Below are 25,636 nucleotides of genomic sequence, written 5' to 3'. Positions count from 1 at the left end.
TAGATTATTCAAATGATTCCACTTCTTGATAATTTTCATAACAATTCAAAATCGCTACGATAATTTGATACTCGGAGGTTCTCTCTAAAAACTCTTTTTTAAAGTCACAAAATTTCATTACATCCAATGCAATACTATCATTTCTCACGCCTGTCACCTCACGCACAATCGTCTTGTTATACTTTTTGCCAATGCCTTCCCATACCTTCTCTTTTGCGAGTATCGCTTGGTATTTTTTCTCCTGCTTGGCCATGCGATTTCCTCCGATAGGCAATCCAAAATTCCCGCTGCCTTTCCTTTCCGAAAATTGAGCATTTTGAAGATCTGAAGGCAAACTCATCAAGACTTTGGCATCTATTTTAAAGTTAAACTCTTCTTCAGATTCTGGCACATTAACACTCAGTAAAGCTTTTTTCAATTCCTCTGCATTCTCAGGCAAAGCATATACCACAACTGGCGTTAACACTTCAATCGATTGCTTAAGAAAATATTCGTCTGATATTTCAATTCTGGAAGGTTCTATTTTAATTGACTGAAATCCTACATGCGACAACATTAAAGTATCAGTAGCATTTAGCTCAAGCACAAAATAGCCTGAAGCATCTGTTGCAACGCTTTTAAGCATCCCACTTGCTGAAACATGAACGCCCACTAAAGGCTTCATGCTTTCCGCATCATAAACCCTGCCTTGAACAGAAATCAAACTATCTTCTTTCGTTTCTTCAGAATACGAGCTTAAACTCAAACTCACAAAAAAGATCATTAGAAAAAATCGACACGCACTTACACTCATAAAACTTTCATTATCTCCAATACCACATAAGTAACAACTAATGTCTATAAAAAATAAAAACCCTTCGTTAAAAAGGGTTAAACATTCATAAATAAGCTATTAATCTTCCTACTATCTTTCAAAAATCTTTTGCTTGTCTTGAATAGCCACGATCACATCGTAAGCCGGCGTGCTTAATAAGTAATCGTTTGAAAAACCGCAAAACTGCATGAAGCGAGCAATTTCATTAGGATCTGAATAGCCAGTGATATCCGCGACCACTTGCTCACTGAACTTGCTATTGATAATTTTATAATCCTCGTAGCTTTTTTTAGACTGCACCAATCTCTTTTGCATTTTTCGATCCTTGCTGAACAGACCTGCCACCGCAGAAACAGGAGAATTCCATGCTTTTGCCTTCACCTCTTTTTGTGGGCCATAATAACCGCCAGGAATTTTCACCTTATCCTCTTCAGGATCTTTAGTTCGCATTTCAACCAACTGCTTCTTCATTTCATCAAGCGTCGGGTATTCATACACTGTTATCGCTTTCAACTCATAGGCGCTTGGGCTCAAGCCAATCGTAGCCGCATATGTACTTCCCTTTTCAGCGCTATCAAGGTGAAACTCAAAGTCCTTAAAACCAACAAAAGAAAAAACAACCGTATCGCCAGGGTTCATATACAGTTTAAAAAGTCCATCATCATCTGTTACAACCCCTCTCTTGCGAGACATATTAACAACATGAACAAAAGGCATAGGCGCCTCATTTTCCTCATTGATCACAACCCCAGTCAAAGTAACCAATGAATCCAAATTCAACACTTCTTCTTCATCCGGCAAGCTATTGTTGTCTACCGCGTCTTGAGCAGTAGCTACATTAACAAGCAAAAGTGCCATAATCATCAGTATTGATCCTTTATAAAACTTATCTAGCATCTTTCCCATAACTTTCAAAAGCACCCGATAGCCGCTATGCAATTCAGCCCTCTTAGGTTACATATTCCAAATATTAAAACGCCAATTTTAAATTTCATTGTGTTATTTAATAGTCTTTGCTCTCTTTTTTGACCTTTTATTAAACTCTTCCATGTCATTCAACTGCAAAGAAAGCGCGTCGACAGAGATTTTAATCTCAACTAAACACACCAATAAAGAAGCCAACAATAACAATAAACAAACGCCAAAAACAATTTCAGCAAGCTTTATCTCTCCTGAAAATAGCAAAAACATATCTAATACACAAAACAAAAAACTCCCAATGCCAAGTCCTTGCATATGCTTTATCAACGCTACACGCTTATGCAGATTTTGCAATTGCGCTAAAATCACTTCATCATGATCTTCTTTATAATGCGAGTGCAAATTGCGAATCAATCCAGCAATCGTCAAAAACTTGTTGGTATATGATAAAAACAATAAAGAAATAGCCGGAAAAAGCAACGCAGGAGTCGTAAGTGTCAATTCCATAAAAGAAACCTCAAAATAATCGCTTGAATTAAATTTAATTATCAACAAAAATAAAAATAAAATACGCGCATTCCTACTCAAAATAATATGCTTAACTCGGCGATTTTGATTTGAGTTCCATTTCACACGAAAGAAGCTATCACAAACACATTAAATATTTCTAAGCGAAACACTTACAGGCTTTCATTTTTAAAAAATAATTGTTAATTTTGCGACCTATTGTTCCGAAATCAGCCTTGCGCCCCCGATCAGCCTTATCAGGCGCTTGGAAAGATTAGCATAGGAACATCATTGAGCTTCCTTAGTTACTGAAAACATATCTTATTGGTATACAGTAACTTTACCAACTAAATACTTTGATTCCATTTAGCCGTAGCAACTTGCTATTCTAAAGGAAACTTTGTATTTTTGCAGGCCTTTTGCTCAAGCAAAGGGTCAAAGAAAATTATTTATTCTGTAAAAAAAACGTAGTTCAAAGTGGATACTTTAAGTTACAAAACTAAATCAGTAAACAAAGCGTCGGCTGAAAAAGGCTGGGTGATTGTAGATGCTGATTCTAAGGTATTGGGTAGATTGGCTAGCGAAGTGGCTAAAGTCATTAGAGGCAAGCACAAGCCGTCATTCACTCCAAACGCCGACTGTGGTGACAACGTTATCGTTATCAACGCAGACAAAATTCGCCTGACTGGAAAGAAATGGTCAGACAAAGTATATCTTCGTCACACTGGATATCCTGGCGGACAAAGATCTACAACGGCTATAGAGCTTAAGCAAAAGTCTTCTACTCTTTTAGTAGAAAATGCCGTTAGAGGTATGCTTCCAAAAAACAGACTTGGAAGACAACTTTTCAAAAACTTGTATGTGTACGAAGGAGCTGAACACCAGCACGAAGCACAACAACCAAAAGAAATTAAACTTTAATAGTACATGGAAGTTATTAACACGTCAGGTAGAAGAAAGACTTCAGTAGCAAGATTGTACCTTACTGCTGGAAGCGGAAACATAACAGTCAACAACAGAGCTCTAGAAGATTATTTCCCAGCAGAGTTGTTGAGAATCGTTGTTAACCAACCATTGACACTTACAGAGAACACTGGAAAGTACGATATCAAAATCAACGTAACAGGTGGAGGATTCAAAGGACAAGCGGAAGCTATTCGTTTGGCTGTAGCTAAGGCTCTTGATCAAATCGACGGAGAACTTAGACCTGCGATGAAAGCTGAAGGATTCCTTACTAGAGACCCTCGTATGGTTGAGCGTAAGAAATACGGTCAGAAGAAAGCGAGAAGAAAATTCCAGTTCAGTAAGCGTTAATCGTATTACTATTATTTTAATAATATTATTCAAGAAATTACAATGGCAAACGTTGATTATAAAGACTTATTAGATGCTGGTGTTCACTTTGGACACTTAACAAGAAAATGGGATCCAAGGATGGCACCATACATCTTCATGGAAAGAAATGGAATCCATATACTTGACCTTAACAAGACTCTTGTTTGCCTGGATGAAGCATCTAAAGCTATTAAGCAAATCGTTCGTTCAGGAAGAAAAGTAATGTTCGTAGCTACTAAAAAGCAAGCTAAGGGCATCGTAGCTGAAGAAGCTGCAAGACTAAAAATGCCTTTCGTGACAGAAAGATGGTTAGGTGGTATGTTGACTAACTTCGCTACTATCCGTAAGTCACTTAAGAAAATGAGCTCAATCGACAAGTTGATGAAAGATGAGGCTTATTTGAACCTTGCGAAAAGAGAGCGCTTGATGGTAAGCCGTGAAAAAGAGAAGCTAGAAAGAGTTCTTGGGGGTATCTCTGATCTTACTAGACTTCCGGCTGCATTATTCGTTGTTGACGTGAAAAGAGAGCACATTGCGATCAAGGAAGCTCAAAAACTTAACATCCCTGTATTCGCTTTGGTTGACACTAACTCAAATCCAGAAGTTGCAGACTTCCCTATCCCGGGTAACGATGACGCATTCAAGTCTATCAGCTTGATCGTTAAGCAAATCGGTGCCGCTATCGAGGAAGGTTTGAGCGAAAGAAAGAACGAAAAAGAACTACAGCAGCAGAAAGCAATGGAAGCTGAAAAGAAAGAAGCTGACGAAACATCAGCAGAATAAATAATTCTTTTTGACAAATAATTTTGAAATGAACACCTTTAGCAATATCGGTGTTCATTTTTTTTGAATCCACATTGATTTAAAGATTATTTTCTTATTTTTGTCCTGCCTGTTTTTTAACGACCGCAATAGCCTAAAACCAAGGCTGTTGTCATCCGAACTCCCACTAAGTTTCGGAACTCTTTAAATTCAAACGCAGGCCTTAGAATAGAAATCATTAAAAACTTAATAAATTAATTGAGAAATGGCAATTTCAGCAAAACAAGTTAATGAATTGAGAAAGACTACTGGTGCAGGTATGATGGACTGTAAAAAAGCATTAGTAGAAGCTGAGGGCGACTTTGACAAAGCAATTGAAATCCTTAGAAAAAAAGGACAGAAAGTTTCAGCTAAGCGCGCGGACAGAGAAACTTCTGAAGGTGTAGTTGTTGCAAAGAATAACGCAGACAACTCTAAAGTTGTGATGCTTGCTCTTACTTGCGAGACTGACTTCGTAGCTAAAAATGACGATTTCGTGAAGCTTGCGAACGATATCCTTGAAGCTGCTGTTGCTGGAGGTGCTGATTCTGCAGAAGCTGTTTTAGCTCTTGAGCTTAACGGACAAGCTATTTCTGAGGTTATCACTGAGAACATCGGTAAAATCGGCGAAAAAATCGAAGTGAAAAACTTCACTATCGTTGAAGGAGAAAAAGTAGCTGCATACATCCACGGAAACAAAAAACTTGGTGTTGCTGTAGCATTGGAAAATGTTGGCGACGCTGACTTCGAAACAGCTGGTAAAGATGTTGGTATGCAAGTAGCTGCGATGAACCCTATCGCTTTGAACAAAGATGAGGTTCCTGCTGAAGTAGTTGAGCAAGAAATGAGAATCGGTAAAGAGAAAGCTCTTGCTGAAGGTAAGCCTGAGGCTATCGTTGAGAAGATCGCTACTGGTATGCTTAACAAATACTTCAAAGACAACACTCTACTTGCTCAAGACTTCGTAAAAGACAGCTCTGTAAGCGTAGAGAAATATCTTAACAGCCTTAACAAAGGTATGACAGTAACAAAATTTGTTAGAGTTTCTATCTAATTCAGCAACTCTGCTAACAATATTAAAGAAAGGAAGCCAAAAAGGCTTCCTTTTTTATTTTCAAGAAACATCAAATAAAAAACGGCAATATGCTATTGACACATTGCCGTCTGAATTTAGTCTACAACTGCCTAAGGCAGCTATTATATTTATATCTGCCTAGCTATTTGCTTTTCCTTATGCTTTTTCAATTGTCTTCTCAAAGCATCTGTAGCTCTATCTGTAGCTTCTTCAAATGTAGGAGCAACTTCCTTAGCAAAAAGCTGGCTACCCGGCAAATTCAATAATATTTCTATAATTTTATTTCCTTGGTTATCATTCTTGTCTAGCCTCATATATACTTCGCCGTCCACTATACGGTCAAAAAATGTCTCTAGTTTATCCACTTTTTTTTGAATGAAATCGATTAGCTTTTGGTCAGCATCGAATTTAATTGAGTGCATTTGAACCTTCATATAAAATCAGTTTTGAGGTTAAATAAATTGTTAAGCTTTGGGGTGAGCTTGCTCGAAGATTTCCTTGAGTTTTTCCAATGTATTATGGGTGTAAATTTGTGTTGTACCCAAACTTTCATGTCCCAGCAAATCTTTTACAGCATTCAAATCAGCCCCTTTATTCAACAAGTGTGTAGCGAACGTATGCCTAAGCACATGCGGACTACGCTTGTCTATAGTTGTGAAATTGTCAAGGTATTTACGTACTATTCGGTAAATAAAGGTAGGATAAGCCTCCTTACCTCTATTTGTAACGATAAAGAAGCTATTATCGTTATTGAATTTTTCATTTTTTTTAGATGAATAAAATGATATAGACCTCCCCAGACTAATGCTGAAAGGTATGATTCGCTCTTTATTTCTCTTTCCTAACACTTTGATCTGACGGTTAAGCATATCTATATCATTGTCCTTCAAATGAATAAGCTCGGAAAGCCTTATCCCTGTACCGTACAAAAACTCCAAAATCATCTTGTCTCTGATGCCTTCGAAAGTTTCTTCAAAAACACCCTCGGATTCCAAAAGTTTTACGATTTGGTCCTCAGGAATGAAATTAGGCAGATTTTTTTTTGTCTTAAGAGCTACAATTTTTCTTGTGGGATTATTCTCAACAGCTCCTTCTCTTTGGCAAAACTTGTAAAAAGACCTCAAAGTAGCGATTTTTCGATTAACTGACGAAGCCTTGGTTTCTTGCTCAATCATCGACAATAGCCAAGAACGCACATGCATGTGCTTAATATCTAAAATATCAGTATCTGGTGAAGTAGCCTTGATGAATATCAAGAATTGATCTATATCGCTTTGATAAGCTTTAAGTGTATGAGGGCTCGCGCGTTTTTCGGCGCGCAAATAGTTGAAAAAGCGTTCTATCATGTACAGCTTATATTAGTATTGCATTTTCCTCTTGCAATACTAATATATACTGTATTGCTGAAAAAAACCAGCTATTAGTAGTTTTGCTCAGCGAATAATTTTTGCTTGTAAGCAGCTCTGATTCTTTGTTGTCTCTTAGCTACAGATGGCTTCTCATAGAAATTTCTGTTTCTAAGCTCTTTAAGAACGCCAGTACGCTCAAATTTCTTCTTGAATCTCTTCAATGCTTTTTCTATAGATTCGTTTTCTTTTACGTTTACGATGATCATAATATAATTAACCTAAATTAAAATTTCTTTTCCTTGGATTGTTTCTTCAATCAGCACGCAAAAATAACTGAAATTTTCATAATAAACCACTTTAGCTCTTCTTTTTATCTTTTTTTAAAAGGAATTTGGTTATCGAACTCTTACAGCCTGCATATTGCTGCTCATTGTCTTATATTTGCTCTATAGAAAATTGAAAATGAGAGAATTTGTTGCAGGTTTTACAACAAATGATTTCAACGACTAACTTTTATCCCGATAAAAAAGCATGAAGCCAAAAAGGGTATTGATTACTGGAGCCGCGGGATTTTTAGGTTCCCATCTATGCGACAGATTCATGGCTGAAGACTATGAAGTCATAGCAATGGACAACTTAATCACTGGCAATATTGAAAATATTGAGCATCTCTTGCCGTTGCCAAATTTCACCTTCCACCACCAAGACATCACCAACTATGTGCATGTGTCAGGTGATTTGGACTATATATTGCACTTCGCATCTCCCGCCAGTCCTGTGGATTATCTGAAAATACCCATTCAAACATTGAAAGTTGGCTCATTGGGCACGCATAACTTGCTAGGACTGGCAAAACATAAAAATGCTCGCATGCTTATCGCTTCGACTTCTGAAATTTATGGAGATCCGCTCATGCACCCGCAAACTGAGGATTATTGGGGAAATGTTGACCCTGTAGGCCCTAGGGGTGTCTATGACGAATCCAAACGGTTCCAAGAAGCTCTTACAATGGCTTATCACAATTTTCATGGTGTTGAAACACGCATCGCTAGGATTTTCAACACATATGGCCCTAGAATGCGCTTAAATGACGGTAGAGTATTTCCTGCTTTCATCGGACAAGCGCTAAGAGGTGAGAATTTGACAGTATTCGGAAATGGCAAGCAAACAAGGTCGTTTTGCTATATTGATGATTTGGTCAATGGCATCCACAAGTTGCTGATGAGCGATTATTCAGAGCCTGTCAATTTAGGAAATCCCGAAGAAATCACTATTTTGAACTTTGCAAATGAAGTTTTGTCACTTACTAAAGGCAAAAATAAAATCATTCATAAAGAACTGCCTCAAAATGACCCTAAGAAAAGAAAGCCTGATATCAGCAGAGCTGAAAAAATTCTTGGATGGTCTCCAAAGGTATCTCGCAAAGAAGGGCTTGAAAAAACTTTAGACTACTTCAATTCCTTGCCTGAAAACAAACTTTTCAAGCGCGAACATAAAAAATTTGACGGCTATATAAAAAAATAAGACATCAATGCGAAAAATATTGATCACAGGAGGCGCTGGTTTTATCGGATCACATGTTGTCAGGTTATTTGTAAATAACTACAAAGACACTCAAATCTATAACCTTGACGCATTAACTTACGCAGGAAACCTTGAGAACGTAGATGATCTCAAAGACAATAAAAACTACAAGTTCATCAAAGGCGATATCACAGACGAAAAATTCATTTTCGATTTATTTCAAAAAGAAAAATTCGATGGTGTTATTCACCTTGCCGCCGAATCTCATGTCGACAGATCCATCAAAGACCCTATTTCTTTTTTAAAAACCAATATTATTGGTACTGTCAACTTGCTTAATGCAGCTAAAGATTCATGGCAAGAAGATATGAATGATAAGTTATTCTACCATATCTCCACTGATGAAGTTTATGGTTCTTTGGATAATGGAGGCTTCTTTATTGAAAGCACTTCTTACGACCCTCAATCTCCTTATTCAGCCTCAAAAGCCAGTTCGGACCACTTCGTAAGGGCTTATCATAATACTTATGGCCTGCCGGTAGTCATTAGCAACTGTTCCAATAACTATGGCCCTAATCAATTTCCTGAAAAACTCATTCCTCTCTTTATTCATAATATTAAAACAGGGAAAAATCTCCCAGTATACGGAAGTGGAGAAAACATCAGAGATTGGCTCTATGTAGTTGATCATGCGCGAGCTATTGACACGGTATATCATAAGGGGAAAATCGGCGAGACTTACAATATTGGAGGTTTCAATGAGTGGACAAATATTGATCTGATTAAATTGCTTTGCTCCATCATGGACAAAAAACTAGGCAACAAGCTAGGAACATCGGAAAAACTAATTGCCTACGTTAAAGACAGAGCAGGACATGACCTTAGATATGCAATAGACTCTACAAAAATCTCAGAAGAATTAGGCTGGAAGCCATCATTGCAATTCGAAGAAGGTTTGGAAAAAACAATTGATTGGTATTTAAAAAATGAAGCTTGGCTTGAGAATGTAACGTCCGGCTCGTATCGCAAATACTACGAAGAATTCTACGAGACAAATTGAAACTATAGCTAATAAAAGAAATGAACATAGCCTTTTAAGGTAAAAATATTTTTTAATGAAAGGAATTATTTTAGCAGGAGGGTCAGGCACAAGACTGCACCCTCTTACACTCGCAGTAAGCAAGCAACTCATGCCTGTCTATGACAAGCCTATGATATACTACCCTTTATCAACACTGATGATGTCAGGCATTAGGGAAATACTGATCATATCAACTCCAAGAGATCTGCCATTATTCAAATCATTGCTTGGGGATGGCAAAAGCCTAGGTTGCAAATTCACATACGCTGTCCAAGAAAAGCCCGAGGGCCTTGCTCAAGCCTTTGTCATTGGAGAGGAGTTTATAGGAAATGACTCTGTTGCATTGATTTTAGGTGACAATATTTTTTATGGAACGGGATTGTCGACACAGCTTCAACAAAACATCAACCCTGATGGAGGAATCGTATACGCCTATCACGTTCAAGATCCGGAAAGATATGGAGTTGTCGAATTCGATAGCAATATGCAAGCTATATCCATTGAGGAAAAACCATCTATCCCAAAATCCAACTATGCTGTGCCTGGCTTATATTTCTACGATAATGCCGTGGTTGACATAGCCAAAAATATTCAACCCAGCGCAAGAGGAGAATTGGAAATCACAGATGTTAACAAATCATACCTCAGCATGGGCAAGCTTAATGTCAGCATAATGAACAGAGGAACCGCTTGGCTTGACACTGGCACGTTTCAATCATTGGCGCAAGCAAGCAATTTCGTTCAAATCATTGAAGAAAGACAGGGTCTCAAAATAGGGTGCATAGAAGAAATTGCCTACCGCATGAACTTTATCTCAGATGCCGAGCTAGAAGTTTTAGCTAAAAATTTGCTTAAAAGCGGCTATGGAAAATACTTAATGAGCATGCTCAAAAAAAATTAACATTTGAAAAGCACCTACTATTGGTGCTCTTCACTTGCTATCATTTTCAAAACGCTATCAGCGAATTGGAAAGTCGCTTTCTCAACAGACAGGTAATCATCCGAGCAAATATCAGAGCAAATCACATGCGCATTGACATTTGGAAAAGCCACTTGTTTTTTCTTTTCCGACCCCAATTGGTCAAACATTTCCCTCATAGCCTCCACAGAAACCACTTGGTCTTGATTGTCCTCATTTTCATAAAAATATCCCATGAAAACAGGCTGCTTCACAGACTTAAAAGTCTCTTCGTGCATCGTATGCTCAACGAGTGAAGCCATAGAAATCAATCCATTAACAGAAGATTTTTTATACCAATACGGTTTTTCTCCATCTTCAAGATCAACTTCTCTCATATCACTTCCCAACACTGCCTTGGCTAGGTTTTTACCCCAAGGTTTTGTCAACAATACAGCTGAAGGATCGGCTAGTTTGATATTTGGAGAATACAGTAATACGCTATGAATCAACTCCGGATTATGAGCGGCCAAATACAATGCTAGTGTTCCTCCGGTAGAGCATCCCATAACGACAACTTTCTTCCCCAGATGGCTAGCGATCATCAAAGCTTCTTTAGCAGATTGCAAATAGTTTTCGGGAGTCAGATCTTCCATTGGCTTCGCTACATCAAGTCCATGACTCTGCAATCTCGGCAAAAACAAATTTGCCTGATACCTTTTTGCGAAATTCCTATGAACAGGCGCACCCTCCTCAGGACTTGCAGTAAATCCATGAAGGTACATTACAACATATTCTGTTTTTTCAGGGACTCCATTTATCCACTCAATTTTAGATTCATTGCCGGGCCTTATTGGTCCTTCCTCAGCATCTATTTGCTTCAAAGTATCTTCCAATTTGCTCAAAGCCATTGGCGTTTCTATTTGAACTTTTGGAGTTAGTTCGGGTGTGGAAGGTTTTGGTCCCATTAGAATCGCTGCTCCAACGACTAGAACACCGCTTAAAATAGCTAAACTTGTCTTTTTAGTTTTCATACTAATTTATTAACGCAAAATTCTTTGAAACATGTCATTATCAAAATGTCCCAAAGAACTAATCTTCATATCCGCTATGCTAAATCTCGGATCAGAAAATGAATCCGGCTCGGGAATCGCCACTACCTTCATCAAAGCTGCTTTACCTGCTATTACACCATTCACAGAATCCTCAAATACTAAACACTCTGATGGATTCCACCCCATTTCCTTTGCAGTATTGATAAAAACACCTGGATGAGGTTTTCCAAACTCCTCTTGATCTCCAGATCTCAAATACTCTAAATCATCGAGTATTCCCATTTTTTCAACAAAACTATGAATCACATCCTTTGGTGATGATGATGCCAAAGCCATTTTAATCCCTTGAGACTTGAAAAAAGCTATCGCATCATGGACTCCGGGCATTGTTTCACCATCTCTTAGCACGAGCTTCTTTACCTCTTCCAATATCTCTTGGAGAACAATTTCTTTCGTTTTAGACTCCCAAGGCTCTTTTCGGTACCAATAATCAACAACATCAACAGACCTCAACCCCATTGTCAACTGGGCTTTTTCCTTGTTCATCTCAAGGCCCACAGAAGCAAACACATTGATCATAGCCATCTTCCAATAAGGCTCCGAATCTATCAAAAGCCCATCCATGTCGAATATCACTCCTTTAATCATATTTGCTCCGCTTTTACTTGTTCTATAATTCTATAATAAAAACTCTCGTATTGAGGCAAAATATTTGAAAGCCTGAATTCATTCGCTCTATTCAATGCATTTTGTCTAAAAGCATCCAAAGTCTCTTCATCTTTCAATATTTTCAAAACGCTTTGAGTCATCCCTTCTATATCTCCCACAGGATTTATATATCCCGTAACACCATCAATATTCAATTCTGGCAAACCTCCTGCATCTGAAGTTACTACTGGCACCTCGCAAGCCATAGCTTCCAAGGCCGCAAGTCCAAAGCTCTCTTTCTCGGAAGGCATCATAAACACGTCCGATACAGACAACACCTCTTCAATAGCGTCAATTTTACCCAAAAACCTGATATCTTCGCAAAGCGATAATTCTCTGCAAAGCGTCTCGCAATGACATCTTTCAGGTCCATCGCCTACCAATAACATCTTGGCAGGAATCTTATCTCGAACTTCTTTGAAGACTTTGATAATATCCGTGACACGCTTGACTTTTCTAAAATTGGATGTGTGAACAATCAATCTTTCATTTTCCGGACATATCGCTTTTCTAAAATGCTCTTTCTCTTGTTTTTTGAATCTTTTAAGGTCTATAAAATTAGGGATTACCTCAATATCCTTATCAATATCAAAATAGTCGAATGTCTCTTGTTTTAAACTCTCAGAGACAGACGTAATTCCATCCGATTGGTTTATGCTAAAAGTCACCACAGGAGCGAAAGAAGGGTCTTTCCCTACAAGTGTGATATCTGTGCCATGCAAAGTCGTCACAATCGGTATATGAATATCCTCTTTTTTCAAAATTTCCTTAGCCATATAAGCAGCTGACGCATGCGGAATGGCATAATGAACATGCAAAATATCAAGCTTTTCAAACTTGACTACATCGACTATCTTGCCAGAAAGAGCTAATTCGTAAGGAGGATATCGAAACAAAGGATAGCTGCTAACGCTCACTTCATGATAAAATATATTTTCATTGAAAAAGTCCAGCCTTGGTGGCTGGGTGTATGTAATAAAATGAACTTGATGGCCTTCTTTGGCCAATGCCAACCCCAACTCCGTGGCTACAACTCCGCTCCCTCCAAAAGTCGGGTAACATACAATCCCTATCCTCATTTCCTATTATTTTTATTTTCCAATAAAATCGCCATCATACAGGGCTTTTCAGCCCTTATTAGCTAATGTATATTATCATCATTCATGCAAGAAACCTAAAATGCTTTCACAAGTTAGTCGTTGTAAATATAGCATTCTTTTCAAAAGACTTCATGCTATATAAAGATTCATAAACAATGTCATGAATATTCGTACGAAAATTCCCTTTTAAAAGACGAGTATTTGAAGATTTTGGATACGTTCTATTGGATAAGAATATAAAAACCAGCTCTTTTTCAGGATCAACCCAAGCCAAAGTTCCTGTAAAGCCCGAATGCCCAAAAGACGATTCTGAAGCATAATAAGACGAAGGTCCCTCTCCAAACTTCACGGGCTTATCCCAGCCAACACCTCTCCGGTTCCCATTGCTTTTATCAAAGGGAGCAAAAGTAAATTTATCAACAGTGCCCGGCGCCAAATACCTCACACTTCCATAATACCCCTCCTGCAAAAACATTTGAAATAAAATAGCAAGGTCATGCGCATTTGAAAACAAACCCGCATGACCGCTTGTGCCTCCTTCTAAAGCGGAATTCGGATCATTTACAAAACCTTTGAGTGTTTTCTTTCTGAAATATTCATCCGCCTCGGATGGAACAATACTATGCTTTCCTAATAAATTTGCCTCGTTGCTCGAAAAAAATGTTTTCTCCATCCCTAAAGGCTCATAAAAATTATCCTTAACAAAATCCCCTATATTTTGATTGATTCGTCTTTCAATTGCATGCTTCAAAAAATAAAAGCCAATATCGCTATATTTATAATCATAAGTGAATGCTATGCTTTTTCCTCCCTGCTCATTGCGAAGTTTTGTGCTTGCCATCCATTTCCACAACGAATCAGGCAAAGTATTTCTTCCATACATATTATGAGCAACTTTTATTGAATAAATCGAATCCTGACTATTTTTATAATAAAAATTTTTATCCTCTTTATTCGCAATAGTCTTCTTCCAAAATGGCAGATATGGCTTCAACCCTGCTTGATGTGTTAATAAATCCATTAAGTTAACATTGGATTTATTCGTTGTATCCAATTCCGGCAAATAAAAACTTAATGTTTTATTCAAATCAATAGATCCTTGGCCTTCTAAAAACATGGTAGCCAACAATGTGCTTGCTACCTTGGTAATAGATGCAATATCATAAATATGCTCTTCTGTGATTTTATGTTTTTTGGAATAAGTCTCATAACCAAAAGACTTCTCATAAATTATCTTGCCTTTGCGAGCTACCAACACTTGCCCTCCCGGCGCTGCTTTTGACTCGACAATCTCTTGCACCACACTATCGATTTTGTTCAGCATCTTTCCATTCATGCCAACAGATTCGGGCAAAGCATAGCCTAATCGCCCCAATGAACGAGTATCAAAACCTTGATTAACCTTAAAGCCTTCAGATGCGGTAACTGGCAATCTTCCTGAAACTGATATAGCTCCAAATATCGCTTCGGCCGCTTTGGCTTGCGTATACTTATTATCTTGATATGCGCAAACAACATAATCCGCCCATTCAAAATTCCTCAAACTGTATGGGTTTCCGAATATCACGGCGATTACTTTCTTCCCCTGCTCTTTCAATTTTTTTCCCAAGGCAATATGTTGCTCATTGACTCCGTAATTATTCTTAATATTGGAATTCATACCATGAAAGCCCATGACCACAACATTTCTATTTACCAATTTTTGAGTAATATTTTCAATATTAACACTAGCGCCTTTAGCTATATTTACAGTTTCAAGCTCAACGTATTTAGCAAGTCTGCTTTGAAATAACGATTGCGAATTTCTATTTAACTCAATAGACGCTATTTCACAAGTATCAATAATCGATATAGGTAAAAAACCCTGTTCATTTCTTGCGATAGTCATTGATTGCTCATACAGCTTTTCAATAAGGCTTAATGTATATGGCGTCGTTATTCTGGAGTCTATGTCTTCCACATTCAACTGAGGAGCAGTCTTCAAACCAACATCGTATTTGTATCCCAAGATCTTTTTTACTTTGGATTCAATCTCCATGCTATCTAACCTCCCGGATTTTACTGCTTCAAGAACACTATTCATGGCCAAAGGCACGTCTTCGGAAAACAACAATAAATCATTTCCTGCCTCCAAAGCCATAATTTCGATTTCCCCGGGCTTATAATATTTAGTCACCCCTTTCATATTCAAGGCATCTGTCACTACCAAGCCATCAAAGCCTAAGCTATCCTGCAAAATAGAACTTACGATATAAGGAGATAGTGATGCAGGCAAATTCTTTTCCTTTACTAATTGAGGCAAATAAATATGGCCAACCATAATACTTTCAAGCCCTCTGTTCGCTAAAAATTCAAATGGATACATTTCCTCTGCCCGAAGTCGATTATAGTCGTAAGGAATCACCGGCAATGTCAAGTGAGAATCCGTAGAAGTATCTCCGTGCCCGGGAAAATGCTTTCCACATGCGATCACGCCTCCTTCTTGCAATCCTTGCATATAAGCCAAACCATGAGTTGACACAGTCCTTTTATCCTCTCCGAACGATCTAATGCCAATCACAGGGTTTGACGGATTCGTATTAATATCAAGCACAGGAGCAAAATTCATTTGCATGCCCAGTTGTTGAAACTGTCTGGCGATTTCACGCCCCATTGTTTTAATGATATCTGGGGTTTGAATTGCCCCCAAAGTCATTTGGTAAGGGAATGCCGGTACTTCTTTCAACCTCATATTCAAACCCCATTCCGCATCCATTGCAATCATCAGAGGCAAGTTACTTGCATTTTGATATGCATTTGTAAGCCTTGCTTGCTCTTTAGCCGTTCCTTGAAAAAATATTAAGCCGCCCACATGATGATTTTTGATTAGATTTTCAATATCTTTTTGATGGCTTGCGTTCTTATTACTATAGGCAGCAATCATAAACAGTTGACCAATTCTCATTTTCGCATTCATGGACTGATAAACACTGTCCACCCATTCGCTCTTGTTATTAGAAGATTGTTCATAAATAGCACAATTAGCGAATGAAGCATTAAAAAGAAATAGCGAAATGAATAAAATTATTGATTGGTGCATACGCATACAAGCCTGTTTATGATATATTGGAAATATAGTTAATTTTGCAATCAAACAATTGAATATATGAAACTTCCATCGTTATTTAAAACTCCGAAACACTCGAGATTCCATTTTGAGCCAAGGTATTACGACCCAATCAAAGAGGAAATCCAAGAGCGTACCGAAAGAATCAAAAGAGAAATGAAACTCACATCCGACGAAAAATACAAGGCCGGACAGAGAATTTCAGGATCTTTTAGTCGCATAGAGAGAAACGAGAAGCAGTCAAAAACTGAAAAGGGAAGATTGATGATCATCCTTGCCGTATTAGCGGGATTTTTTGGCTATATTTGGTACGGTGACTGGGTGCTTTATATACTAGGCGGCTTGGTTGCTATGTACGTATTGCTTCGAATAAAGGGTAAAATTTAGAAACGATAAATGTCAGATATTATTCAGCTTCTTCCGGATGCCGTGGCTAACCAGATAGCCGCAGGAGAAGTGGTCCAAAGACCATCTTCAGTAGTCAAAGAATTGTTAGAAAATGCCATAGACGCCGGAGCTCAGAATATTAAGCTGATAATCAAAGATGCGGGCAAATCGCTAATTCATGTCATAGACGATGGAGTTGGCATGACAGAAAACGACGCTCGAATGTCGTTCGAAAGACACGCTACCTCCAAGATCAAACAAGCCAACGACTTGTTCACGATCAGAACTATGGGGTTCAGAGGCGAAGCTGTGGCCTCTATCGCCGCTGTTGCGCAAGTTGAATTAAAAACAAGACAAGAAGGCGATGAGCTAGGTCTTTGCCTCAAAGTTGAGGCATCCGAATTGGTAGACCAACAGCCTGTAAACTGCTCAAAGGGGACTTCTTTTGCTGTTAAGAACCTATTCTACAATGTTCCAGCAAGAAGAAACTTTCTGAAGTCAAACGGAGTAGAGCTCAGACATATCATTGATGAATTTCAACGTATTGCCTTAGCTTATCCTGAAATCTCGTTTTCCTTTCATAACAACAGCAATGAATTATTCAAGCTTCATAAAGGGAAACTTAGCCATAGAATAATAAGCATTTTCGGAAAGAATTATAAATCGCAATTGGTTCCTTGCAACGAAGAGATTCCACATATGAAGCTCTCTGGCTATGTTGGCAAGCCGGAATTTGCGAAGAAAACACGCGGAGAACAATTCTTCTTCGTCAATAACAGGTTCATCAAAAGCAATTACTTGAATCACGCCGTCATGCAGGCCTATGAAGGGCTCTTGCCAACGGATACATTTCCTTTTTATATACTGTTCATTGAGATCGATCCAAAGCATATTGATATCAATGTTCATCCTACAAAAACGGAGATCAAATTCGATGATGAAAAAACCATTTATAGTATTCTAAAAGCGACTATTAGGCAATCTTTAGGCACATTTAGTGTAACACCTTCTTTGGACTTTGACAGCAATATCAATTTCCAAACGAATATGTCTACGATTGACTTCTCCACATTGAACACCTCCGAACCAGAGCTTTCGGATGATGAGAAGAAGATTGCCAGCCACAAGTCATACTCAAACTTCAAAAACATAGAAAGCAAATCCTCCAATTCTAGCAATTGGGAAAAAATGTTTGAAAGCAGCGATGATGATTTGCCAGCAGAAGATTTTGTTTCCATACCTGATACTCAAAAAATACCAACGCCTAAACTGGACTTGCCTACAGCACCAACGGTATCTACTGAACAAAAATCCATAAAGTTTGAAAGTGCTGCGAACTCGCTAAATGCATTTGACAAAAATTTATATGCAAATGACTCTGATATTCACCAACCTTTTCAATTGCATAATACGTATATTATCACACAGGTGAAATCCGGGATGATGCTTATTGATCAACAAGCTGCGCATGAAAGGATATTGTATGAAAAATACTCTTCCAATCTTGTATTGAAATCAGGCTCATCGCAACAATTCCTTTTTCCTCAAACTATTCAACTAAATGCTTCTGACCTAGCTTTGGTGCAAGAACTGAATGAGGAAATCAATGCTTTAGGATTTGTTTTCGAAATTTTTGGCAATAATGCTGTTGTTGTCAATGGAATACCCGCAGATGTTGCTGGTAGCGATGCCCGAGAGCTGTTTGAAGGCTTAATTGAACAATTCAAACTTAATCAAAGCAGTTTGTCCATAAGCAAGCAAGACAATATGGCAAGAAGCATGGCCAAAAGAGCGGCTGTCAAAGCACAACAAAAAATGACAGAAGCTGAAATGAAAGCTATCATCGACCAATTGTTCGCATGCGCCAACCCCAACTACACACCTAAAGGTGAACCGACCTATTATATTCTAGACATGGAACACCTAAAGTCATTTTTCAAAAAATAAAATAGCGATTGACACGCTCTTAAATTATGTTCACTATAACGCCTACTGTCAGAAATTTACTAATTATAAATTTGCTGATTTTCCTTAGCGCGACTTTTTTCCATTGGGAAAATCTGCTGGTAAACTTATTTGGGTTAAGATATATCTTTTCTCCAGACTTTCAAGCTTATCAACTCCTGACTTACATGTTCTTGCAAGTCAGCTTTGGTCACTTCTTTGGAAATATGTTGGCCTTATTCTTCTTCGGCCCCATCTTGGAAATGACTTGGGGGGCCAAGAGATTCCTTTTCTACTACCTCGCAACGGGCATGGCCGCAGGCGTGATATATTCAGGAGTCAGCTACTTGCAAATTGCTCCTGTTCAAAATGCGGCGCAAACGTACTACGAACAGCCAACGCCGGAGAATTTCGACGAGTTCATGGCTAAATACGCGCGCAGGCTGCATGTGGAAAACTACAGTCGATTCATGGCTGAATTCGAAGCTAATCCTAATAGCCAGGAATTAATCAACTCCAGCAAAGAGAATGTCAATGAAATTGTAACTTCCAAAATCAATACGATCACCTATGGAGCTTCTGCTGTTGTTTTTGCGATCTTGCTAGCTTTCGCGGTTTTATTTCCAGACAGGATGATATATTTATTAATCCCTCCCATACCAATCAAAGCCAAATATCTTGTTGGTTTATATGGTGCCTATGAGCTTTACGCAGGCATCAAAGCCAATCCTGACGATATTGTCGCTCACTTCGCCCACCTTAGCGGTATGTTGGCTGGTTACTTAATTTTGAGATATTGGAAAAAACAAAATGGCCATTTTTATTGATTATGTTTATGAAGCCATTCAACAATTCAATGTTGCGCTGTGCTAAATAATCTATATGTTCATTCGATATCATGCAAAACTTGGAGAAAAAATTACTATGAGAGAGATCGCCGACGACTTGAGGAACGCATTTCGAAAAAGCAATAATGCACTGGCAAAATTCATCATTTTCAATCTTGCTGTGTTCATAATACTTAATATAGTCAATGTCATTACTCAACTTAGCGGCACTGAGCCTGTATTTAAGACTATCATGTCTTTCATACAAATGCCTCCTCAACTGCCGTCATTGTTAATCAAACCTTGGACAATTTTAACATATGGATTTGTTCACTTAGACTTTTTTCATGTCCTGTTCAATATGTTGTTTTTATATTGGTTTGGACAACTAATCATGAGTTACTTAGGCAATCAGAAATTCATTAACATATACATTTTAGGTGTATTGGCTGGAGGCTTGTTTTATACCATATTCTACAATACTTTTTCATTCTACAATCAAAACGCTGAAGCTTTTGGAGCGCCCCTTATCGGTGCCTCAGCAGGTGTGATGGCTATTGTATGGGCAGGAGCTACACTTATGCCCAACTATACATTTCATTTGCTTTTTCTTGGCCCGGTAAAGCTTAAGTACATTGCTTTATTCTATTTTATACTCTCATTGATAAGAATTACGGGGTTCAATGCTGGCGGAGAACTAGCTCATGTGGGCGGAGCAATCATGGGATTTATTTATATCAAGCAACTACGCAAAGGCAGAGATATCGGCTTGTTCATCGAAAAAATAATGTCATTGGGAGAGAGAATTTTCAAGCCAAAACCTTTCATAAAGGTAACTCATTCCATGAGCGACTCAACATCAAAAGCCACAAGATCAAGATCGAAAGAAACTGAATACTCCAGTGTATCCACGAATACAACATATTTTGTCAATCAGGATGAAATCGACGCAATTTTAGACAAAATATCGGAAAGAGGCTACGAGGCTTTAACAAAAGAGGAAAAACAAAAACTTTTCAATGCCAGCAAAAAATAAAAAACATTAGATACAACAATCTGGAAAGTCTCAATGCAATTAATTGAGACTTTTTTATTTTCAACACATTAACATTCAAAATATTTCAAAAATAAACCATATTTAATCGCTTAAATTCTTGAAAAAATCACTTTTATTTACTTAATTATAATAATATTAATTCAGTAAATGATCCCTATGAGAAAAAGGATTTATATTTTTTCGCTTTTCTGCAGCATGCTTTTTATGTCATGCAATAATAGACAACATTTGGAAAATAAAATTATCGATAGATTGGAAGCTAATTCACTAGGAGTAATAAAAGACTTTCAAATAGAAAAAATCGAAAAAATAAAGAGTAATCGCTATAAGACAATATACACATTCAGCAATCCCATGAATAAAGCTAAGATTCGAATGACTCGATTATATACATTCTCAAACGACTTAAAAGAAATCATTTCAGATGAGAATATGAAAACTGAACTACTGACCCAAGATGAATGGGTTGAAGTTAAACTTTAATAATTTATCTCTTTCAATTTGTCGAATACTTTTTGATAGCATATTCTGAACCATACAGTAAAATCCTCTGGCTTATCTTTCACCCATTTATCCAGATCAAACTTGCTTACCCATTTATACGCATTCACCTCTGAAGGATTTGGCCTTGCGTTTCCATCATACTTGCCGACAAACACATGATCAAATTCGTGTTCAATTAGATCATTGCCTAATTTTTCATTGTATATGAATGAAAACACTTCAGTTGTATTCACTTGAAAACCCATCTCTTCATCTAATCTTCTTAACACAGCCGAGTCAAGAGATTCCCCTAGCCTAGGGTGACTGCAACATGTATTGGTCCAAAGACCTCCTGAATGATATTTATCCAAAGCTCTTTGCTGGAGCATTAACTCTCCTCTTTCATTGAATATAAAAACTGAGAATGCCCTATGAAGCAAACCTTTTACATGCGCTTCCATTTTCCCGCATGCTCCAACTTCCCTATCATTTTCATCTACTAAAACAACCTTTTCTTCTGAGCTTTTTATATTATCCATTATAAATTAGATTAATTTGATAGCTTTTCATGAAATACAAATATCAATCAGAAAATCATAAATAAAAAATCCCGCTTATATAAGCGGGATTAAATCTGATCTACAAAATGACATTTTTTTACATAAACAAGCTTTCTTCCAATACATCTATTGGATATGCATGACACATGCTAACCTGTTCAATATCCTGATCTTTATGAATATAAATCTCATTTTCTATACAATACTGCCAAGCTCTTCTTGCCAGTTCTTGATTCAATTTTCGATCAATCTCTTCACTATAGTCTCTAAATGCTTTTACAGACTTATATTCCACTCCGTCAATGACGAAATGCCCTTCGGCTAACATTTTTATATCCATAAATAAATCTTGCATTTTTTTCATAAAAAAACATTAAAACAAATATAGCTGAAAAATTCAATTAATTAGCATTTTCATAAAATTGTATCCAAAATTATACATCAAAATATAATTAAGTCAAAATATTACAGACACGCAGAAAATATAATAATTTAAATTATAGAATCAAACCTCTTTTCGGAAGTATTCCAATTGATAATATTAAACCAATTTTCAACATATTCTTTTCTCAAATTCTTATATTTTAAATAATAAGCATGTTCCCAGACATCCAAGCCCAATAATGGCAGCCCCTGAACCTTTGCATTATCAGCGATTGTTGTATTTTGATTTGCTGTCTTGACAATTCTTAATTTTTTATCATTATCGCAAATCAACCAAGCCCAACCTGAGCCAAAAACAGACATGGCAGTATCTTGAAACGTTTTTTTGAAATTTTCAAATGAGCCAAATTCTTGATCTATTGCAGAAGAAAGGTTACCTGATGGTGCTCCACCTCCATTGGGCTTCATGAATGTCCAAAATAGCGTATGATTATATTGCCCTCCAGCATTATTGGTCAGTTTTGCTGGATACTTGGAAGCCGAGCTCAGTATTTGCTCCACATTATCAACTTTCAATCCCATTTCTTCCAATGCAGCATTCATTTTCTTTACATAACCTGCATGGTGTTTAGTATAATGAAGATACATTGTTTCTTTATCAATATAAGGTTCCAAGGCATCAAACCCATAAGGCAAAGGCAACTGAAACAATGGAGTTTTTTGAATTTTATCAGAGAATGAAACCTTCAGCTTTTGATGTTGCTTTTCTCCTATTTTCAAAGAACGATCTATTCCGGTCTCCTTTTTATCATTGTTGCATGAGGATAATATTCCCAAGCCCGAAGTCAAAACGAAAGCAGAGGTTAGTCCTTTGCCTAAAAATGACCTTCTATTATTAGCTATCATAAATATTAAAGTTTTAATTTCAGAAGTCTAAACATCCATGTACTGAACATTGGCAATTTTCGTTCCTGAATAGCTAACACTCATCAAGCCTAGATAATGCTTTTTTTAATTTTAGATTAAAAATAACTAAATTGCCCGAGGGGAAATTTAGAAATGAAACATAAGAAAGTTAGATACCTCATCTACCTAAGAGATGTTCTCACATTAGCCGTAACTGCTTTTGGAGGTCCTCAAGCTCACATGGCTATGTTTTTTGAGATTCTTGTTCATCAAAGAAACTACTTGAAAGAAGAAGAATTAATTGAGCTCAACGCTCTTTGTCAAATATTGCCTGGCCCAACATCAACACAAACTATTACAGCTATAGGTTTCAAGATCGGAGGTCCAAAATTGGCATACTTGACATTACTTATCTGGTGCCTGCCTGCAGTCAGTATCATGATAACTATTGCCTTGATATTTGACTACCTCCATCAATCTGGAATCAGTCTTGGGTTCACCAAATTTATCTTGCCAATGGCTATAAGCTTTATTGCTTTCGCAGGCCTTAAGATATCCAGAAAGGTAGTCAAAACACGAAAAAGCCTCATTATAATGTTACTAAGTATGATCCTCTCATACTTTTACCATTCCCCATACGTATATCCAGCTATCTTGCTAATCGCAGGTTTTATCACTTCCTTTGACTATAAAAAACACGAAGTAGAAGAAAAAATAGTTTTTAATATACAGTGGGGAAACTTTGCATTATGGATCAGCGTGCTCATTTTCGCCGCGCTTTTAGGTTATGCAACGAAAAGCAGAACAGTCTTAATTTTTGAAAATTTCTATAGAAATGGCAGTTTAATTTTTGGCGGTGGCCAAGCACTAATACCGCTACTATATACTGAATTTGTAAAAATGAAATCATATCTAAGTCCCGAAGAATTTCTTTCAGGATTTTCAGTTATGCAGGCTCTTCCAGGCCCCGTATTTTCATTTAGCGCATTTATAGGAACTTTATCTCTTAGAGAACATGGCGTATTGAACCAGGTTATTGGAGGTTTAATAGCATCAGCTGGAGTGTTTTTGCCAGGCACATTCCTTATCTTTTTTGTTATTAGATTTTGGGATGCCCTTAAGAAATATCGACGCATAAAGTGCTCCTTGACAGGTATAAACGCGGCTGCTTCAGGGATCATATGCTCTGCAGGGTTCATCATGCTGGAAACCCTTGATAAATCGCCATTGAATATTTTTGTTCTTATTTCTACTTTCTTGTTGCTTAATTTCACAAAAATCCCAGCTCCTGTATTCATCATTGCGGGCTTGGCTTTCGGATTTATTTTATAGCTCCAAGTTTCGACATTTCATCATTCACTTCCAAAACATACTCTTGTCCCATCACTACTGCAATATTAGGCTCTTGATGGCCGATTGGAAAATTAAAGCCTATAGGGAAGCCATACTCTTTTGTATGCTCTCTGACGATCTCTTCAACAGAATACCCAAAAGGAACTTTACCATCCATCATATTTGTCATATGGCCGATAATCATCCCTTTCAATTGATTAAATTTTCCAGCTCTTTTTAACTGAACAAACATCCTATCAATATGATATAAATGTTCATTTAGCTCTTCAATCAACAAAATAGCCCCCTTTGGCTCAAAATCAGATGAAGTACCAATATTATTCGCAAGCAATGTCAGGTTCCCACCAACTAATTTTCCTTGAGATATCCCTATTCTGTTATAAAAGCATGCATTTGCATAAATATTTCCTGTTCCTCTTTTAAGTATCTGAAAAATTGAATTCGCCGAACAGAAATCCTTATGATACAAGGTAGGAACTGTGGTGTGCACACATGCTATGTCTAAATTCACAAGCTTGTTCAATAAAGCTGTATGATCGCTAAATCCACAAATCCACTTTGGGCTAGTTTTTAACTTCCTAAAATCGACATGATCCAAAATACGAGTCATGCCATAGCCGCCTCTAGCTAAAATGACAGCTTTTATCTCATCCGAATCCAACGCCCATTGCAAATCTTCAAGCCTTTGAGAATCATCACCAGCAAAATAGCCAAACTCGGAAGTTGCAAACTTTCCAATAACAGGGACTAGTCCCTTATTTTTATAAAATTCGGCCGCTTGATTGATAATATCTATATCTACTCGACCAGAAGGAGATACTATAGCAATTTTATCTCCGTCATTCAAAAAAGGTGGAAAAATCATAATAACAAAAAAATCCTCACATTGTGAGGATTTCATTTATTTAAATTTTCGATAAATCAATTATTCAGTTGGAGGAGTTACTCCAAGGTTTTTCAATACCAAATCAGAGATATTGTCTTTATCTTCAGCGTAAAGCAATACTGGCAAACCTTCTACATTAGAGCTAAACACATAAGTGTATCCATTATCCTTGGCTACAGTGTTGATCGCATTTTGAATTTTGTCATAAACAGGTTGCAATAACTCCAATTGTTTCTTTTGCAAAGAAACTTGAGCATTTTGCTGAAACTCTTGAATAGAAACCTGAAGTCCTTGCAATTCTTTTTCCTTATCAGCTCTAACTTCAGGAATCATGTTAGGAGCCTCTTGTTGGAATTGAGCAACTTTAGCTTGAAATTCCTGCATCTTAGCTTGAACCTGATTAGCCAATTGCTTTTCATGCTCTTTCAACTGTTGATCAATTTGCTTTGCCTCTGGCATCAATGACAACACATAATTCACATCTGTGTAACCAATCTTCACCACGCCTTGCGCGAAACCTGCAAATGCAGATACCATAGCTAACGCTAACACTAGAATCGTTTTTTTCATCATCT

The 25,636-nt window shown here is 37.4% G+C and carries 28 protein-coding genes; 13 read left to right on the top strand and 15 right to left on the bottom strand.

Features of this window, described 5'->3' with window-relative positions; translation table 11 throughout:
- Positions 1 to 4: 4 nt before the first annotated feature.
- The 3 genes from AABK36_RS03125 to AABK36_RS03115 all read right to left on the bottom strand — a co-directional run bounded on the left by AABK36_RS03125 (position 5) and on the right by AABK36_RS03115 (position 2,242).
- Positions 5 to 751: a carboxypeptidase-like regulatory domain-containing protein gene (locus AABK36_RS03125; RefSeq protein ID WP_309937570.1), complete on the bottom strand. Its 747-nt coding sequence runs from the start codon at positions 749 to 751 to the stop codon at positions 5 to 7.
- 153 nt (positions 752 to 904) lie between these two features.
- Positions 905 to 1,672, bottom strand: coding sequence for a carboxypeptidase-like regulatory domain-containing protein (locus AABK36_RS03120; protein WP_309937569.1), 768 nt, complete (start codon positions 1,670 to 1,672; stop codon positions 905 to 907).
- Positions 1,673 to 1,813: 141 nt separating this feature from the next.
- Entirely contained in the window at positions 1,814 to 2,242 is a 429-nt protein-coding gene (locus AABK36_RS03115; RefSeq protein WP_309937568.1) for a DUF2721 domain-containing protein, read from the bottom strand.
- A 477-nt stretch (positions 2,243 to 2,719) separates the two neighbouring features.
- Between AABK36_RS03115 and rplM the strand changes: the two genes are divergently transcribed.
- The 4 genes from rplM to tsf all read left to right on the top strand — a co-directional run bounded on the left by rplM (position 2,720) and on the right by tsf (position 5,432).
- The gene (gene rplM, locus AABK36_RS03110) at positions 2,720 to 3,163 is read left to right on the top strand and encodes a 50S ribosomal protein L13 (protein ID WP_309937567.1); all 444 of its coding nucleotides are present in this window, start codon (positions 2,720 to 2,722) and stop codon (positions 3,161 to 3,163) included.
- Positions 3,164 to 3,169: 6 nt separating this feature from the next.
- Complete coding sequence (gene rpsI, locus AABK36_RS03105; RefSeq protein ID WP_309937566.1) at positions 3,170 to 3,556, top strand: 30S ribosomal protein S9; 387 nt, start codon at positions 3,170 to 3,172, stop codon at positions 3,554 to 3,556.
- A 42-nt stretch (positions 3,557 to 3,598) separates the two neighbouring features.
- The gene (gene rpsB / locus AABK36_RS03100; protein WP_309937565.1) at positions 3,599 to 4,360 is read left to right on the top strand and encodes a 30S ribosomal protein S2; all 762 of its coding nucleotides are present in this window, start codon (positions 3,599 to 3,601) and stop codon (positions 4,358 to 4,360) included.
- 244 nt (positions 4,361 to 4,604) lie between these two features.
- Positions 4,605 to 5,432, top strand: a complete 828-nt coding sequence (gene tsf / locus AABK36_RS03095) for a translation elongation factor Ts (RefSeq protein WP_309937564.1) — start codon at positions 4,605 to 4,607, stop codon at positions 5,430 to 5,432.
- Between the two features lie 149 nt (positions 5,433 to 5,581).
- Here the strand turns inward: tsf and hpf are convergent, their stop codons facing one another.
- The 3 genes from hpf to rpsU all read right to left on the bottom strand — a co-directional run bounded on the left by hpf (position 5,582) and on the right by rpsU (position 7,068).
- The gene (hpf, locus tag AABK36_RS03090; protein WP_309937563.1) at positions 5,582 to 5,887 is read right to left on the bottom strand and encodes a ribosome hibernation-promoting factor, HPF/YfiA family; all 306 of its coding nucleotides are present in this window, start codon (positions 5,885 to 5,887) and stop codon (positions 5,582 to 5,584) included.
- A 30-nt stretch (positions 5,888 to 5,917) separates the two neighbouring features.
- Positions 5,918 to 6,799 (bottom strand): tyrosine-type recombinase/integrase, encoded by an 882-nt coding sequence (locus tag AABK36_RS03085; protein WP_309937562.1) that lies wholly within the window; start codon positions 6,797 to 6,799, stop codon positions 5,918 to 5,920.
- A 74-nt stretch (positions 6,800 to 6,873) separates the two neighbouring features.
- Positions 6,874 to 7,068 carry a 30S ribosomal protein S21 gene (rpsU, locus tag AABK36_RS03080; protein WP_309937561.1) on the bottom strand — a complete coding sequence of 65 codons (195 nt, stop codon included), beginning with the start codon at positions 7,066 to 7,068 and terminating at the stop codon, positions 6,874 to 6,876.
- Between the two features lie 265 nt (positions 7,069 to 7,333).
- Here rpsU and AABK36_RS03075 point away from each other — a divergent pair, with 265 nt between their 5' ends.
- Genes AABK36_RS03075 through rfbA form a run of 3 tightly spaced genes read left to right on the top strand, consistent with a single transcriptional unit; the run spans position 7,334 to position 10,308 of the window.
- Complete coding sequence (locus AABK36_RS03075; protein WP_309937560.1) at positions 7,334 to 8,326, top strand: UDP-glucuronic acid decarboxylase family protein; 993 nt, start codon at positions 7,334 to 7,336, stop codon at positions 8,324 to 8,326.
- 7 nt (positions 8,327 to 8,333) lie between these two features.
- Entirely contained in the window at positions 8,334 to 9,386 is a 1,053-nt protein-coding gene (rfbB, locus tag AABK36_RS03070) for a dTDP-glucose 4,6-dehydratase (RefSeq protein ID WP_309937559.1), read from the top strand.
- Between the two features lie 55 nt (positions 9,387 to 9,441).
- Positions 9,442 to 10,308 (top strand): glucose-1-phosphate thymidylyltransferase RfbA, encoded by an 867-nt coding sequence (gene rfbA, locus AABK36_RS03065; protein WP_309937558.1) that lies wholly within the window; start codon positions 9,442 to 9,444, stop codon positions 10,306 to 10,308.
- A 17-nt stretch (positions 10,309 to 10,325) separates the two neighbouring features.
- Here the strand turns inward: rfbA and AABK36_RS03060 are convergent, their stop codons facing one another.
- The 4 genes from AABK36_RS03060 to AABK36_RS03045 form a co-directional block, all read right to left on the bottom strand.
- Positions 10,326 to 11,339 (bottom strand): alpha/beta hydrolase, encoded by a 1,014-nt coding sequence (locus AABK36_RS03060; protein WP_309937557.1) that lies wholly within the window; start codon positions 11,337 to 11,339, stop codon positions 10,326 to 10,328.
- A gap of 9 nt (positions 11,340 to 11,348) precedes the next feature.
- The gene (gene hxpB, locus AABK36_RS03055; RefSeq protein ID WP_309937556.1) at positions 11,349 to 12,008 is read right to left on the bottom strand and encodes a hexitol phosphatase HxpB; all 660 of its coding nucleotides are present in this window, start codon (positions 12,006 to 12,008) and stop codon (positions 11,349 to 11,351) included.
- Positions 12,005 to 13,147: an N-acetyl-alpha-D-glucosaminyl L-malate synthase BshA gene (gene bshA / locus AABK36_RS03050; RefSeq protein ID WP_309937555.1), complete on the bottom strand. Its 1,143-nt coding sequence runs from the start codon at positions 13,145 to 13,147 to the stop codon at positions 12,005 to 12,007. Before bshA ends, hxpB begins: the two co-directional genes overlap by 4 nt.
- Positions 13,148 to 13,253: 106 nt before the next feature.
- Positions 13,254 to 16,247, bottom strand: a complete 2,994-nt coding sequence (locus AABK36_RS03045; protein WP_309937554.1) for a serine hydrolase domain-containing protein — start codon at positions 16,245 to 16,247, stop codon at positions 13,254 to 13,256.
- A 66-nt stretch (positions 16,248 to 16,313) separates the two neighbouring features.
- Between AABK36_RS03045 and AABK36_RS03040 the strand changes: the two genes are divergently transcribed.
- The 5 genes from AABK36_RS03040 (at position 16,314) to AABK36_RS03020 (ending at position 20,972) form a co-directional block, all read left to right on the top strand.
- Positions 16,314 to 16,661: a hypothetical protein gene (locus AABK36_RS03040; protein ID WP_309937553.1), complete on the top strand. Its 348-nt coding sequence runs from the start codon at positions 16,314 to 16,316 to the stop codon at positions 16,659 to 16,661.
- Between the two features lie 9 nt (positions 16,662 to 16,670).
- A complete protein-coding gene (gene mutL / locus AABK36_RS03035; protein WP_309937552.1) occupies positions 16,671 to 18,608 on the top strand; it encodes a DNA mismatch repair endonuclease MutL in 1,938 nt (645 codons plus the stop codon).
- Positions 18,609 to 18,634: 26 nt separating this feature from the next.
- Positions 18,635 to 19,432, top strand: a complete 798-nt coding sequence (locus AABK36_RS03030; protein WP_309937551.1) for a rhomboid family intramembrane serine protease — start codon at positions 18,635 to 18,637, stop codon at positions 19,430 to 19,432.
- A gap of 55 nt (positions 19,433 to 19,487) precedes the next feature.
- Positions 19,488 to 20,468, top strand: a complete 981-nt coding sequence (locus AABK36_RS03025) for a rhomboid family intramembrane serine protease (RefSeq protein WP_338390308.1) — start codon at positions 19,488 to 19,490, stop codon at positions 20,466 to 20,468.
- Between the two features lie 177 nt (positions 20,469 to 20,645).
- On the top strand, positions 20,646 to 20,972 hold the full coding sequence (locus AABK36_RS03020) for a hypothetical protein (RefSeq protein ID WP_309937549.1): 327 nt from the start codon (positions 20,646 to 20,648) through the stop codon (positions 20,970 to 20,972).
- On the opposite strand, the gene idi is transcribed toward AABK36_RS03020, so the two are convergent.
- The 3 genes from idi to AABK36_RS03005 form a co-directional block, all read right to left on the bottom strand.
- Positions 20,969 to 21,511, bottom strand: a complete 543-nt coding sequence (gene idi, locus AABK36_RS03015; protein WP_309937548.1) for an isopentenyl-diphosphate Delta-isomerase — start codon at positions 21,509 to 21,511, stop codon at positions 20,969 to 20,971. The genes AABK36_RS03020 and idi overlap by 4 nt on opposite strands.
- Before the next feature lie 118 nt (positions 21,512 to 21,629).
- Positions 21,630 to 21,887 (bottom strand): hypothetical protein, encoded by a 258-nt coding sequence (locus tag AABK36_RS03010; protein ID WP_309937547.1) that lies wholly within the window; start codon positions 21,885 to 21,887, stop codon positions 21,630 to 21,632.
- 137 nt (positions 21,888 to 22,024) lie between these two features.
- Complete coding sequence (locus AABK36_RS03005) at positions 22,025 to 22,822, bottom strand: superoxide dismutase (RefSeq protein WP_309937546.1); 798 nt, start codon at positions 22,820 to 22,822, stop codon at positions 22,025 to 22,027.
- Positions 22,823 to 22,975: 153 nt separating this feature from the next.
- On the opposite strand from AABK36_RS03005, the gene chrA reads away from it, so the two are divergent.
- The gene (gene chrA / locus AABK36_RS03000) at positions 22,976 to 24,154 is read left to right on the top strand and encodes a chromate efflux transporter (RefSeq protein WP_309937545.1); all 1,179 of its coding nucleotides are present in this window, start codon (positions 22,976 to 22,978) and stop codon (positions 24,152 to 24,154) included.
- Here the strand turns inward: chrA and AABK36_RS02995 are convergent.
- A complete protein-coding gene (locus AABK36_RS02995; RefSeq protein WP_309937544.1) occupies positions 24,144 to 25,076 on the bottom strand; it encodes a S66 peptidase family protein in 933 nt (310 codons plus the stop codon). The genes chrA and AABK36_RS02995 overlap by 11 nt on opposite strands.
- Positions 25,077 to 25,100: 24 nt before the next feature.
- Positions 25,101 to 25,634, bottom strand: a complete 534-nt coding sequence (locus AABK36_RS02990) for an OmpH/Skp family outer membrane protein (protein ID WP_309937543.1) — start codon at positions 25,632 to 25,634, stop codon at positions 25,101 to 25,103.
- Between the last annotated feature and the right edge of the window lie 2 nt (positions 25,635 to 25,636).

The organism is Aureibacter tunicatorum, from assembly GCF_036492635.1.
GTDB lineage: Bacteria > Bacteroidota > Bacteroidia > Cytophagales > Cyclobacteriaceae > Aureibacter > Aureibacter tunicatorum.
Note: the sequence above shows the minus strand (reverse complement) of the source record. Positions and strands in the feature narration are given on the sequence as shown.